General features: G+C 74.7%; 10 protein-coding genes. 9 read left to right on the plus strand and 1 reads right to left on the minus strand.

The window, feature by feature from the left end:
- Positions 1-54 precede the first annotated feature (54 nt).
- The 3 genes from ACFV8H_RS24710 to ACFV8H_RS24720 all read left to right on the plus strand — a co-directional run bounded on the left by ACFV8H_RS24710 (position 55) and on the right by ACFV8H_RS24720 (position 3,996).
- Complete coding sequence (locus ACFV8H_RS24710; protein ID WP_380403673.1) at positions 55-960, plus strand: TIGR01777 family oxidoreductase; 906 nt, start codon at positions 55-57, stop codon at positions 958-960.
- Between the two features lie 345 nt (positions 961-1,305).
- Complete coding sequence (locus ACFV8H_RS24715; RefSeq protein ID WP_380403676.1) at positions 1,306-2,637, plus strand: NAD(P)/FAD-dependent oxidoreductase; 1,332 nt, start codon at positions 1,306-1,308, stop codon at positions 2,635-2,637.
- Between the two features lie 138 nt (positions 2,638-2,775).
- The gene (locus ACFV8H_RS24720; RefSeq protein WP_380403679.1) at positions 2,776-3,996 is read left to right on the plus strand and encodes a cation:proton antiporter; all 1,221 of its coding nucleotides are present in this window, start codon (positions 2,776-2,778) and stop codon (positions 3,994-3,996) included.
- Between the two features lie 28 nt (positions 3,997-4,024).
- Here the strand turns inward: ACFV8H_RS24720 and ACFV8H_RS24725 are convergent, their stop codons facing one another.
- Positions 4,025-5,908: a regulator gene (locus ACFV8H_RS24725; RefSeq protein ID WP_380403681.1), complete on the minus strand. Its 1,884-nt coding sequence runs from the start codon at positions 5,906-5,908 to the stop codon at positions 4,025-4,027.
- A 310-nt stretch (positions 5,909-6,218) separates the two neighbouring features.
- On the opposite strand from ACFV8H_RS24725, the gene ACFV8H_RS24730 reads away from it, so the two are divergent.
- The 6 genes from ACFV8H_RS24730 (at position 6,219) to ACFV8H_RS24755 (ending at position 13,172) form a co-directional block, all read left to right on the plus strand.
- Entirely contained in the window at positions 6,219-6,980 is a 762-nt protein-coding gene (locus ACFV8H_RS24730; RefSeq protein WP_380403684.1) for a 3-hydroxybutyrate dehydrogenase, read from the plus strand.
- Positions 6,981-7,127: 147 nt separating this feature from the next.
- Complete coding sequence (locus ACFV8H_RS24735) at positions 7,128-8,483, plus strand: MFS transporter (RefSeq protein ID WP_380403687.1); 1,356 nt, start codon at positions 7,128-7,130, stop codon at positions 8,481-8,483.
- 233 nt (positions 8,484-8,716) lie between these two features.
- Complete coding sequence (locus ACFV8H_RS24740; RefSeq protein WP_380403690.1) at positions 8,717-10,648, plus strand: helix-turn-helix domain-containing protein; 1,932 nt, start codon at positions 8,717-8,719, stop codon at positions 10,646-10,648.
- Positions 10,649-10,797: 149 nt separating this feature from the next.
- On the plus strand, positions 10,798-11,580 hold the full coding sequence (gene lipB, locus ACFV8H_RS24745) for a lipoyl(octanoyl) transferase LipB (RefSeq protein ID WP_380403755.1): 783 nt from the start codon (positions 10,798-10,800) through the stop codon (positions 11,578-11,580).
- A gap of 154 nt (positions 11,581-11,734) precedes the next feature.
- Entirely contained in the window at positions 11,735-12,688 is a 954-nt protein-coding gene (lipA, locus tag ACFV8H_RS24750; protein WP_380403693.1) for a lipoyl synthase, read from the plus strand.
- A 190-nt stretch (positions 12,689-12,878) separates the two neighbouring features.
- Positions 12,879-13,172, plus strand: a complete 294-nt coding sequence (locus ACFV8H_RS24755) for a hypothetical protein (RefSeq protein WP_380403695.1) — start codon at positions 12,879-12,881, stop codon at positions 13,170-13,172.
- Positions 13,173-13,249 lie beyond the last annotated feature (77 nt).

Here is a 13,249-nt window from a genome sequence, read left to right on the forward strand (position 1 = left end):
CTACTGGGGCGCGTGCGAGGGGTGACAGGCGATAAGGCCTGCGAGGATGGGTCCATGCGCATCGCTGTCACGGGCTCCACGGGATTGATCGGCTCGGCCCTCGTCCGCTCCCTGCTGGCGGACGGCCACGAGGTGGTCCGGCTGGTCCGGCACCGCTCCAGGACGGGACCGCAGCCCGACGGGAGCACCGCGATCGGCTGGAACCCGCTGCTCGGCGAGGTCGACCGGGACGGGCTCGCCGGGGTCGACGCCGCGGTGCACCTGGCCGGCGCCGGGGTCGGCGACCGCCGCTGGACGGACTCCTACAAGCGGGAGATCCGGGAGAGCCGGGTGTACGGCACCGAGACGCTGGCGGTCGCGCTCGCGGAACTGGCGCAGCCGCCGCGGGTGCTGGTCAGCGCCTCCGCGGTCGGCTGGTACGGGCAGACCGGCGACCGGGTGATCGACGAGGACTCCCCCGCCGGGGACGACTTCCTGGCCGAGGTGTGCGTGGAGTGGGAGGCGGCCGCACGGCCCGCCGAGCGGGCCGGGATCCGGGTCGTCCACCCGCGCACCGGCATGGTGCTGTCCGCCGCGGGCGGCGCGGGCGGGCGGCTGTTCCCGCTGTTCAAGCTGGGCCTGGGCGGGCGGCTCGGCAGCGGCGGGCAGTACTGGAGTTACATCTCGCTGGCCGACGAGGTGGCCGCGCTGCGGTTCCTGATCGACCGGGAGGACCTCTCCGGCGCCTTCAACCTCACCGCGCCGGAGCCGGCCACCAACGCCGAGCTGACCGCGGCGCTCGGGCGGGCGCTCGGGCGGCCGACGCCGTTCCCGGTGCCGGAGGCGGTGTTGAAGGCCGTGCTCGGGGAGCTGGCGGTCGAGGTGGTCGGCAGCCACCGGGTGGTGCCGCGGCGGCTGTTGGACGCGGGCTTCCGCTTCGCGCACCCGGATCCGGACTCGGCGGTGCGGGCGGCACTGTGACCCCTCGTTCTGCGTAGGCCCGCTACGGCATTCACCCTGGCCAGGGGCATATGCCGGGCGGGGTCGGACGGGGCTCCGAGAGGGGGCGCACGGGAGCACACGACGGGCGCGTTGCACGCCCCCGGTGACCGTGCGCGCCCGCCGACCCGGTAACCCGGCCGCCACGGCGCACTGTCCGTGACCGCGCCCCCGCCCGGCGCCGCACGACCCCTCCCGACCCCCGCATCCGGTCCACCGCACCGGTCTGATGCTCACACTGACTGGGCATCACCTTCCACGGACCGTGTCCCGGCACCCCGCTGCCTGCGTCGGCCGGAGCCCCGGGACCAGGGAGGGAGCACTCCAGTGCCCACGTACGACTTCACCCGCCGCGCCCGCCGCCCGTCCGACCCGGACGTCGTCGTGGTCGGCGCCGGACTCGCGGGGCTGGCCGCCGCCCGCGCGCTCACCGGCCAAGGCCTCACCGTCCAGGTCCTGGAGACCACCGACCGGATCGGCGGCCGAATGGCCACCCGCGAGCTCGACGGCTTCCGCCTCGACGACGGCAGCCACCTGCTCAACACCGCCTACCCGGAGCTGCGCCGGGCGCTCGACCTCGACCGCCTGGACCTGCGCCCGCTCGCGCCCGGCGTACTCGTGCACAGCGCCGGCCGCCGCTACCGCGCCGGGGACCCCCAGCTCACCGCCGCCCGGCAGGCCGCCCTCCGGGCCCCGCTCGGCAGCCCGCTGGACAAGGCCCGCCTCGGCAGCTGGCTGGGCCGGATCGCCACCACCCCCGCCGCCCGGCTGCAGGCCCGCCCGGAGACCACCGCCGCCCGCGCCCTGGCCGGCCACGGCCTCGCCCCGCGCACCGTCGACGGCTTCCTGCGCCCGCTGCTCAGCGCCCTGCTCGGCGACCCGGCCCTCGGCACCAGCAGCCGGATCGCCGACCTGGTGCTGCGCTCGTACGCCCGCGGCCGGCTCTGTCTGCCCGCCGACGGGATCGCGGCCGTGCCCGCCCAGCTGGCCGCCGCGCTGCCCGCCGGCACCGTGCGGACCGGGGTGCAGGTCACCTCGATCGGCGCCGACGGCGTGGAGACCCTCGCGCACGGGCGGATCGGCGCCCAGGCCGTGGTGGTCGCCACCGACGCCCGCTCCGCGGCCGAGCTGCTGCCGGGGCTCCGGCTGCCCGACTTCCACCCCGTCACCACCTTCTTCCACGCGGCCGACCGCGCCCCGCTCGCCGAGGCCGTGCTGCTGCTGGACGCCGACCGGCCGAACGGACACCCGCCGCTGGTCTCGCACTCGCTGGTGCTCAGCGAGCTGCACCCGTCCTACGCCCCGGCCGGGCAGGCGCTGGTCGCCACCACCGTGCTCGGCCGGCGCTCCTTCGACGCGGGCGGTCCGGCCGGGCTGGAACCGGCCGTCCGCGCCCGGCTCGCCGAGCTGTACGGCACCTCGACGGCGGACTGGCAGTTCCTCAGCGTGCGGCACGTCCCGGACGCGCTGCCCGCGATGCCGCCGCCGCACAACCCCCGCCGCCCGGTGCGGCTGCTGGCCGGGCTGTACGTCGCCGGGGACCACCGGGACACCAGCACCGTGCAGGGCGCGCTGGTCTCCGGGCGACGGGCGGCGCGGGCGGTGCTCGGCGACCTCGGGCTGCCGGCCGGGGCGCGGGAGGCCGAGGCGGCGGCCTGAGGCCGGTACCGCGGGGGCGCGGACACGCCAGCGGTCTGCCGGGGTGACAGACCGACGGCGTGCCAGGATGCCTCGCATGACCGTTCTGATCACTCATCGGATGATTCCAACGGTTTCGGCCGCCCGGCCGGCCGCCCGGTGAGCGCCTCCGCCCAGCCGGTGGCGCTGATCCTGATCCCCGCCGCAGCCGTCGCCGCGCCGCTGCTCGCCGACCGGCTGCTGCGGTGGATCGCCGTGCCGACCGTGGTGTTCGAGATCGTGCTCGGCGTCCTGATCGGCCCGTCCGTCCTGGACTGGGCGCACGTCGACGACCTGGTGAACGCGCTGTCCCAGTTCGGCCTGGCCATACTGATGTTCCTCGCCGGGTACGAGATCGACTTCGCCAAGCTGCGCGGTGGCCCGCTGAAACGGGCGGGCACCGCGTGGCTGGTCTCGCTCGTCCTGGCCCTCGGCGTCGGCGCCCTGGTCAACCGGGACCCCTGGGACGGCGCCTTCGCCGGGCTGGTGCTGACCACCACCGCGCTCGGCACGATCCTGCCGATCCTCCGCGACTCCGGCGAACTGCCCACCCCCTTCGGCTCGTTGGTGATGGCCACCGGGGCGGTCGGGGAGTTCGGGCCGATCATCGCGATCGCCGTGCTGCTCAGCGGCAACTCGCCCACCCGGACCGCGGTCATCCTCGGCGCCTTCGCGGTGATCACCGCCGTCGCCGTGCTCGGCGCCCGCCGGCCGCGCCCGGCCTGGGCCACCCGGCTGATCGAGCGGACCCTGCGCACCTCCGGGCAGTTCGCGATCCGGGCGGTGATCCTGGTGCTGGCCGTCATGGTCGCGGCCGCGCTCTGGCTCGACCTGGACATGCTGCTCGGCGCCTTCACCGCCGGGATCGTCTCCCGGCTGCTGCTCTCCGACATCCGCCGGGCCGAGGAGGAGGTGATCGAGGCCAAGCTGGAGAGCATCGGCTTCGGCTTCCTGGTGCCGATCTTCTTCGTGGTCAGCGGGATGAACTTCGACCTGGACGCGCTGCTGGACGACCCCGGCACCCTGCTGCTCGTCCCGGTGTTCCTGCTGCTGTTCCTCGCCGTACGCGGCCTGCCGGCCGGGCTGCTCGCCCCGGCCGGGCTCGGCGGGCGCGACCGTGCCGCGCTCGGGCTATACGCGTCGACGGCGCTGCCGCTGGTCGTGGTGATCACCACGATCGAGGTGGAGGCCGGACACCTGCCCTCCTCGACGGCGGCGGCGCTGGTCGGCGCCGGGATGCTGTCGGTCCTGGTGTTCCCGCTGGTGGCCCAGCGGGTGCGGGGCGGGCGGCGGGCGGCCGCCGACCCCGAGCGGCCGAGGGTCCGGGCCGAGAGCTGGTGAGCCCCCGGCCCTCGCACGGCCGGTTCCGTCAGATCACGCCCGCCTGGCGGGCCGTCTCCTCGAAGGCCCGGGCCACCTGGCTGCCCCGGTACGGGGTGAGGCGGCGGTGGAAGTCCCGGACGTACTCCAGCGAGCGGGCCGAGCGCATCTCCCCCGCCGCCCGCAGCGCGTCGGTGGCCATGGTGCAGGCCTCGTCGAGGTCCCCCATGCCGAGCCGGGCGGTGGCGAGCACCAGCCGGCAGAAGATCCGGCTGCGCGCGTAGGCGGGCGAGCGCAGCCGCAGCGACTTCTCGGCGTGCTGCGCGCAGGTGCGCCACTGCTGGAGGTCGCGGTAGCAGTGGGCGAACTCGTCGGAGAGCTGGGCCTCGTCGAAGTACCGTGCCCAGGAGGGCAGTTCGTCGCCGGTGCGGGAGGCCGCGAGCGACCGCTCGGCCCGGACCAGCGCGGTGGTGCAGGAGCGGACGTCGCCCAGCAGGCCGTGGCCCCGGGCCTCGGCGGCGTGCATCAGCGACTGGACCACCGGCGGGACGGCGGTGCCGACGCCCTGCTGGGCGACCCGGGCGAGCTGGACGGCCTCCCGGCCGTGGCCCAGGTGGACGGCCTGCTGGCTCATCGTCACCAGCACGTAGCCGCCGAGCGCGCGGTCCCCGGCGGCCTGGGAGAGGCGCAGCGCCTGGACGAAGTAGCGCTGGGCGAGGCCGTGCGCGGCGATGTCGAAGGACGTCCAGCCGGCCAGCCTGGTGAGGTCGGCGACGGCTCCGAACAGGGCGCGGCCGATCTGCTCGCCGTAGCGGCCGCGCAGCATCGGCTCGGCCTCGCTCTCCAGGTAGCGGACCAGCGCCTGGCGGGCGTGGCCGCCGCCGTAGGCGTGGTCGAGCGCGCGGAAGAGGTCCCCGACGGCGCGGATGGCGGCGATGTCGCCGCGGCCGACCCGCAGGGCGGGGCGGGCCTCCCGGGTCGGGTCGGTGTACGGCGGTTCGACGGCGGCGGGCGGGCGGCGGCTCTGGGTGGGCACCCGGCCGATGGTGGCGGCGGTGCCGGTGGTTCCGGCGGTGCTGCGGGCGCCCGGGGCGCCGGCGGGCTGGGTGCGCGCCGGGCCCGCGGCGGGTGCGCCGGGCACGTTCGACGCCGGTGCGCCGGGGGCGGTGCCGGGCGGACCGGTGGCGGTGTCCGGGCGGGTCAGCGTGGAGCCGTCCCGGGCGACCCGCTCGTCGGTGCGGCCGATCAGCCAGTCCCGGCTGGGGACGACCAGGCCGGCCGGGGTGAAGGCGATCCGGCGCAGTTCGGACTGCGGGCCGTTGTCCTTGCGCCACATGCTCGCCACGATGTCCACCGCCTCCTGCGGGGTCTCGGCGAACTCCAGGCCCGCGTAGACCGGGGCGCAGGCGTCCAGGCCAAGGTCCTGGGCGGTGAGGCGGCGGCCGAGGCGGCGGGTGAAGACCTCGGCGATCAGCGCCGGGGTGGCGCCGCGGGGTTGCTGGCCGCGCAGCCAGCGGGTGACCGAGGTCTTGTCGTAGCGCAGGTCGAGGCCGTGCTCCAGGCCGAGCTGGTCGACCCGGCGGGCCAGGCCCGCGTGCGAGAAGCCGGCCTCCTCGATCAGGGCGGCGAGTTGGCCGTTCTGCGGCGTCGGGCCGGAGTGGCCGGTGTGGCTGCCGTGGCCGCTGGTGGTCGCGGGGGCGGGCGCGGCGGTGGCTTCGTGCCGGGCGGGTGTGGCCTGCACGGGCAGTCGCAGTTCCTCGGCGGTCGGGGCGTCGGCGGTCATCGGGTCAGCGGTCGGCGGTTCAGCGGTCAGCGTGTCGGCGGTCAGGGCGTCGGGCGCGTCCGGAAGGGCCCGGCCGACCGGGCCTCGGCGCTGGCCGAGCGGGTCGAGCGGTCCGTACGCCGGGCTGTCGGTTGCAGGCCGTTGGGACATGTCAGTCAACACCTCTCGGACGTCGCACCGGGCTCCACCAGCAGTTCGGCTCGCCCGGGGCGGCGCCCCCTGTCGGGAATCGGCGTGAATGTAGCGAGCATTCGGGCGCTATGGGTGGATCTGACCGCCCAATCCTCCGAACGGGTGAAGCAAGCGCGCCCATTGTGGGGAAGCGGGGCCAGGGTGGGTTTGGCCGTACGGGGGCGAACCGTCAACCGGCGTCGGTGGTGGTCGACGCCATGACACGCCGCGGTGCTGTGTCGGCCCGCCACATGGGAGCGGCGTCCCCGGATTCCTACCGTTCTCGGCCATGGACACCTCTACTGCCCGCCCGCTCGACGGCCGCACGGCCCTGGTCACCGGAGCCGCCTCGGGCATCGGCCGGGCCTGCGCCGAAGCCCTCGCCGGGGCCGGCGCCCGGGTCTACGTCGTCGACCTCGCGGCCGACCCGGCCCGGGAGCTCGCGGACCGGATCGGCGGGCGCGCGATCGTCGCCGACCTCGCCGATCCCGCGGCCGTGGACGCCCTGCCCGCCGATGCCGACGTCGTGGTCAACAACGCCGGCCTGCAACACGTCGCACCCGTCCACGAGTTCCCGGTCGAACGCTTCACCCTCATCCAACGCGTCATGGTCGAGGCCCCGTTCCGGATCCTGCGCCGCACCCTCCCGCACATGTACGAGCGGGGGTGGGGCCGGATCGTCAACGTCTCCTCCGTCCACGGCCTGCGCGCCAGCGCCTTCAAGTCCGCGTACGTCACGGCCAAGCACGGCCTGGAGGGCCTCAGCAAGACCGTCGCCCTGGAGGGCGCCCCGTACGGGGTCACCAGCAACTGCCTCAACCCCGGGTACGTCCGAACTCCCCTGGTGGAGAAGCAGATCGCCGCCCAGGCACTGGCCCACGGCATCCCCGAGGAGGAGGTGGTCGAGCGGATCATGCTCGACCGGACCGCCGTCAAGCGGCTCATCGAACCCGAGGAGGTCGCCCAACTCGCCCTCTGGCTCTGCCTCCCCGCCGCCGCCTACGTCACCGGCGCCAGCCTGCCGATCGACGGCGGCTGGACGGCGCACTGAGCCGGTGCCGGTACCGACAACGGTCATGGGGTGGAGGGCCACAGCGGGCCGACGGGCTGTGTGGGTCGACCACATGGGCCGCCGGGCGCGGGCTCCCTACCTTGTGGCGACATCGTCCCCGTCCCCCTGGACCTGGAAGTGGTGACCATGAACGCCCCCGCACGTGGCACGGCGGCTACCAGTTCACTCCCGCGAGTGGTGGCCGCGAGTCTGATCGGCACGACGATCGAGTGGTACGACTACTTCTTGTACGGAACGGCCGCGGCGCTGGTGTTCGGGAAGCTGTTCTTCCCCAACACCGACCCGCTGACCGGGACCCTGCTGTCGTTCCTGACGTACGCGATCGGGTTCGCGGCACGGCCGGTCGGAGCGCTGGTGTTCGGTCACTTCGGCGACCGGGTGGGCCGGAAGAGACTGCTGGTGGTGAGCCTGCTGCTGATGGGCGGATCGACCACCGCGATCGGGCTGCTGCCGACCTACGACTCGATCGGGGCGGCGGCGCCGGTGCTGCTGACCGCACTGCGGCTGGTGCAGGGCTTCGCGCTCGGCGGCGAGTGGGGCGGGGCGGTGCTGCTGGTGTCGGAGCACGGGGACCGGCGGCGGCGGGGGTTCTGGGCGTCGTGGCCGCAGGGCGGGGCGCCCGCCGGGAACCTGCTGGCGGCGGGCGTGCTGTCGCTGATGACGGCGGTGCAGCCGGAGAGCGCGTTCCTGGCGTGGGGGTGGCGGGTGCCGTTCCTGCTGTCGGCGGTGCTGGTCGGCGTGGGGCTGTGGATCCGGCTGGCGGTGGAGGAGTCGCCGCTGTTCCGGGAGGCGGTCGCGAACCGCCCGGAGGCCGAACAGGCGCCGCTGGTAGGGGTGTTGCGCAACCACTGGCGGGAGGTGCTGGTGGCCATGGGCGCGCGGATGGCGGAGAACATCTCGTACTACGTGATGACCACCTTTGTGCTGACGTACGCCGTCACCCACGCCCACTTCGACAAGCAGAGCGCGCTGAACGCCGTACTGATCGGCTCCGCGATCCAGTTCGCGCTGATCCCGCTGTTCGGGGCGCTGTCCGACCGGGTCGGGCGCAAGCCGGTGTACCTGGTGGGCGCGGTCGGCGTCGGGGCCTGGGCGTTCGTGTTCTTCGGGCTGGTGGACACCCACTCGTTCGGGCAGCTGGTCCTCGCGGTGACGGTCGGCCTGGTGTTCCACAGCGCCATGTACGCCCCGCAGGCGGCGTTCTTCTCCGAGCTGTTCGCGACCCGGCTGCGCTACTCGGGGGCCTCCATCGGCGCCCAGTTCGCCTCGGTGGCGGCCGGCGCACCGGCGCCGCTGATCGCGACCGCGCTGCTCAAGGACTACGGCAGCGCCACCCCCGTCTCGGTGTACGTGGCGATCGCGGCGGCGGTCACCGTCCTGGCGGTGCTGTGCGGGCGGGAGACCAGGGGGCAGGACCTGGCGGAGGTCGCGGAGGAGGCGTCGCCGGACGGTGCGGCGGTCGGGAAGCCCGCCGTGGCCTGAACGCGGTGGCCCGGGCGCGGTGGCCCGGGCGCGGTGGTCCGGGCGCGGCGGCCTGAGCGCCGATGCTCGCCCGGGCGCGGTGGCCTGAACCCGGTGGCCCGGGCGCGGTGGCCTGAACCCGGTGGCAGGGACGGACCGGCCTGGACGGCGAGCCGATAGCATCGCGATTCCTCGGCACCGACGGAACCGACGCCGATTGGCGGCCCGCACCATGAACCACCCCGGATGACCGGATGAACCGCCCCGACGAGAGCGCCGCGCCCGCGCTGCGACGGCTGCTCGACCTGCTCGCCTCCGGCTCCGCCACCGAGGACTTCGCCGAGGTGCTGGCCGACGCCCGCCGCCGCGGGGCGCCGGCCGGCGTCCTCGCCGAGATCGACGACGCCACCTGGCAGGCCCTGCGGGTGCACCGCACCCTGCGTCAACACCGGCGTCGGGAAGCCGAGTTGACGGCACTCTTCGACACCGCCGGAGACCTCGCCGCGTCCCGGGACCTGGACACCGTGCTGCAGGCCATCGTCCGCCGCGCCCGGATGCTGCTCGGCACCGACACCGCCTACCTGACCCTGCCGGACGAGGCCGCCGGCGACACCTACATGCGGGTCACCGACGGCTCGGTCTCCGTCCTGTTCCAGACCCTGCGACTCAGCCTCGGCGACGGCCTCGGCGGGCTGGTCGCCCAGACCGCCCGCCCCTACGCCACCCCCGACTACCGCGCCGACGAGCGCTTCCACCACACCGGCACGATCGACGCGGGCGTGCTGGACGAGGGCCTGGTGGCCATCATCGGCGTACCGCTGCTGCTCGGCGGCGACGTCATCGGCGTCCTGTTCGCCGCCGACCGCTCGCCGCGCGCCTTCTCCCCCGACGAGGTCGCGCTGCTCTGCACCCTGGCCGCGCACGCCGCGATCGCCCTGGACACCGCCGCGGCGCTGGCCGACACCCGGGCCGCGCTGGCCGAACTCAACACCGCCAACGAGCTGGTCCGGGCCCACTCCGCCGCCGTCCAGCGCGCCGAGCAGGCCCACGACCGGCTGACCGACCTGGTGCTGCGCGGCGCCGAGGTGTCGGACGTGGCCGCCGCCGTCGCCCACCTGCTGGACGGGGAGACGACCGTCCTGGACGCCGAGGGCGAACCGCTCGCCGGACCGCCCGCCGGACCGCCCGCCGCCGCGGCCGAACTCGCCGCCGCGGTGGCCGCCTCCCGGGCCGAGGGCCGGTCCGTACGGCACGACGGGCTCTGGGTGTGCGCGGTGCTGGCCGGGCACGACCTGCTCGGCACCCTGGTGCTGCGCGGTCGGCCCGACCTGGACGACCCCGACCGGCGACTGTTCGAACGGGCCGGCGTGGTGACCGCGCTGGTCCTGCTGCTGCGCCGCTCGGTCGCGGAGACCGAGAACCGGGTCCGCGGCGAACTGCTCACCGACCTGCTCACCGCCCCCGACCGCGACCCGGCCGGGCTCACCGCCCGCGGCCGCCGGCTCGGGGTCGACCTCGCCCGGCCGCACCTGGCGCTGGCCGCCGAACCCGCCGACCGCGACGGCGACGACCGGGGGCGACTGGCCGGCGCGGCCCGGCGGTACCTGTTCGGCTCCCGCGGCGTCAGCGCCGAGCACGGCGAGGCGGTCGCACTGCTGGTGCCCGTCGCCCCGGGCTGCGCCGAGGACCCGGAGCAGACCGCCCGGCGGGCCGCCGAACGGCTGGCCCGGCTGGCGGGCTTCGCCGTCACCGTCGGCGCCGGCCGCCCCGCCGCCGGCCCGGCCGCCCTGGCCGCCTCGTACGACGAGGGCCTGCGCTGCGTACGGGCCCTGCGGGTGCTCGGCCGCGCCGGGGAGGGCGCCTCGGCCGGCGCGCTCGGCTTCCTCGGGGTACTGCTCGGCGACGGCCACGACGTGGACGGCTTCGTCGGCGGCGCACTCGGCCCGCTGCTCGCCTACGACGCCAGGCGCGGCACCGAGCTGGTCCGCACCCTGCGCGCCTACTTCGACTGCGGCGGCAGCCTGACCAGGGCCAAGGACGAGCTGCACGTCCACGTGAACACGGTGGTCCAGCGGCTGGACCGGGTCGAGGCACTGCTCGGCGGGGGCTGGAACCAGCCAGAGCGGTCGCTGGAGCTGCAGCTGGCGCTGCGCCTGCAACTGCTGGCCGGGGGTGGTGGCGGCTGACGAGGGGTGCCGGGGCAGGTGGGGGCAGGTGGGGGCGGGCGGGGGCGCGGCCGAACGGGTGACGCGGGCGTGGGCGTACAGTGGCGAGGTTGGTCTCGAACGCCTGGCAAGGAGCGGCAGCGGTGAGCGAGAACGTACGTTTCGTTCGAATGGGCATAGGCGAGCACGTCGTCCCGTACGAGGAGGCGTGGGAGGAACAGCAGCGGCTGCACGCGCTGCGGGTCGCGGACGAGATCCCCGACACCGTGCTGCTGCTGGAGCACCCGCCCGTCTACACCATGGGCAAGCGCACCAACCCCGCCGACCTGCCGCTGGACGGCACCCCGGTGGTCGAGGTCAACCGGGGCGGCGAGATCACCTGGCACGGCCCCGGCCAGCTGGTCGGCTACCCGATCGTCAAGCTGCCCGACCCGATCGACGTGATCGCCTACGTCCGCCGGCTGGAGGAGGCGCTGATCCGCGCCGCCGCCGACTTCGGCATCGGGACCACCCGGGTCGAGGGCCGCAGCGGGGTCTGGGTGCTCGGCGAGAACATCCCGGACGCCGTGGTGGACCCGGCCGAGGTGGTCGACATCGGCAAGCTGACCCTGCGGATGGGCCTGCCGCTGGGCATCGACCCGCGGCTGGCCGGGCCCGAGTACGCGCCGTCCAACGCCGGGCAGCGCGGCGGCGACCGCAAGCTCGCCGCGATCGGCGTGCGGGTCGCCCGCGGGGTGACCATGCACGGCTTCGCGCTCAACTGCGATCCGGAGATGACGTACTTCGACAAGATCGTGCCGTGCGGCATCCGGGACGCGGGCGTCGCCTCGCTGGCCGGCGAGCTGGGCCGGGAATTCCCGGTGAGCGAGGCGCTGCCGTCGGTCGAACGGCACCTCCAGGACGTCTTCGCCGAGCTGCCGGAGCCGGCGCTCAGTCGCTCGCTCAGCAGCTGAAGTCTTCCGGGAGCACGCTGGGCTTCCCCCAGCCACTGGGAATCTACTGGCCGGTAGCCGTGTTGCCCTGCGATTGCAGGGCGGCAGGCCCGGCGAAGGCCGTACAACCACAGGCGTACCCTGGGGGTACCCCGTCTAGTTCTAGGAGTCGCACGTGTCCGCTGTCGCGCCCGACGGCAGGAAGCTGCTCCGCCTGGAGGTCCGCAACAGCGAGACCCCCATCGAGCGGAAGCCCGAGTGGATCAAGACCCGCGCGAAGATGGGGCCGGAGTACAACGCCCTCCAGTCGCTGGTGAAGAAGGAGGGACTGCACACGGTCTGCCAGGAGGCCGGCTGTCCCAACATCTTCGAGTGCTGGGAGGACCGCGAGGCGACCTTCCTCATCGGCGGTGACCAGTGCACCCGCCGCTGCGACTTCTGCCAGATCGACACCGGCAAGCCCGCCGACTTCGACCGCGACGAGCCGCGCCGGGTCGCCGAGTCCATCGTCACCATGGACCTCAACTACGCCACCATCACCGGCGTCGCCCGCGACGACCTGGAGGACGGCGGCGCCTGGCTGTACGCCGAGACCGTCCGCCAGGTGCACGCGATGACCGCCGAGCGCGCGACCGGCCGCACCGGCGTCGAGCTGCTCATCCCCGACTTCAACGCGGTGCCCGAGCAGCTGGCCGAGGTCTTCTCCTCCCGCCCCGAGGTACTCGCCCACAACGTCGAGACCGTGCCGCGCATCTTCAAGCGGATCCGCCCGGCCTTCCGCTACGAGCGCTCCCTGGACGTCATCACCCAGGCCCGCGCCGCCGGACTGGTCACCAAGTCCAACCTGATCCTGGGCATGGGCGAGACCCGCGAGGAGGTCAGCCAGGCGCTGGCCGACCTGGTCGGGGCCGGCTGCGAGCTGATCACCATCACCCAGTACCTGCGGCCCTCGCTGCGGCACCACCCGGTGGAGCGCTGGGTCAAGCCCCACGAGTTCGTCGAGCTCCAGGAGGAGGCCGAGGAGCTGGGCTTCGCCGGCGTCATGTCGGGCCCGCTGGTGCGCTCCTCGTACCGGGCCGGGCGGCTGTACCGGCAGGCGCTGGAGAAGCGCGAGCAGGCCGCGGTCTGACCTCGCCGTCCGACCTCGCTGTCTGACCTCGCCGTCGGCCCCGGGCCGTTCGAGCTGCTCGAGCTGTTTGATCTGTTTGATCTGTTTGATTTGTTTGCGCCATCGGAAGGGCGGGGCCTCGGCTCCGCCCTTCCGGGTTTCACCGCGCTTTGACTGCCTGGTCACGGGCTGGTAACACGGGGTGGGGACGATGGACGCCTGGTGGGCGTTCGATTCTTCTCAGCCACGAGAGGAGCTGTTCGGCATGCGGATGCGGATCCGGTCGGTGGGGGCGGCGCTGCGGTTCGCCGAGAGCGTCCTGCTGGCCCCCGGCCAGCGGCACGCGCGGCGCAACGCCTGGGCGGCGGTGTGCGAGGACCGTCGGCACGCGGCGGACCGACGGCACGACGGCCCGGCGGGCGGGGTGGGCGGCACGACGAGCGGGGTGGCCGGAGTGACGGCTGGTGTGGCCGGCGCGACGGGGGCGCGCTCCGCGGGACGGTGAGTCCGGCCGTCGCTGTGCGCGACGGCGTATGGGCGGACGGGTCACGGTTCGGGCGAACGGGTACCCGGGCTTGGATA

This window comes from Kitasatospora sp. NPDC059827 (assembly GCF_042731675.1).
In the GTDB taxonomy this organism is placed as follows: domain Bacteria; phylum Actinomycetota; class Actinomycetes; order Streptomycetales; family Streptomycetaceae; genus Kitasatospora.

Bases quoted from the DNA above. Each gene is read 5' to 3' on its own strand.
- ACFV8H_RS24740 (WP_380403690.1), top strand. From the start codon at position 8,717: ATGAACCGCCCCGACGAGAGCGCCGCGCCCGCGCTGCGACGGCTGCTC.
- ACFV8H_RS24730 (WP_380403684.1), top strand. From the start codon at position 6,219: ATGGACACCTCTACTGCCCGCCCGCTCGACGGCCGCACGGCCCTGGTC.
- ACFV8H_RS24725 (WP_380403681.1), bottom strand. From the start codon at position 5,908: ATGTCCCAACGGCCTGCAACCGACAGCCCGGCGTACGGACCGCTCGAC.
- ACFV8H_RS24755 (WP_380403695.1), top strand. From the start codon at position 12,879: ATGGACGCCTGGTGGGCGTTCGATTCTTCTCAGCCACGAGAGGAGCTG.
- ACFV8H_RS24735 (WP_380403687.1), top strand. From the start codon at position 7,128: ATGAACGCCCCCGCACGTGGCACGGCGGCTACCAGTTCACTCCCGCGA.
- lipB (WP_380403755.1), top strand. From the start codon at position 10,798: ATGGGCATAGGCGAGCACGTCGTCCCGTACGAGGAGGCGTGGGAGGAA.
- ACFV8H_RS24710 (WP_380403673.1), top strand. From the start codon at position 55: ATGCGCATCGCTGTCACGGGCTCCACGGGATTGATCGGCTCGGCCCTC.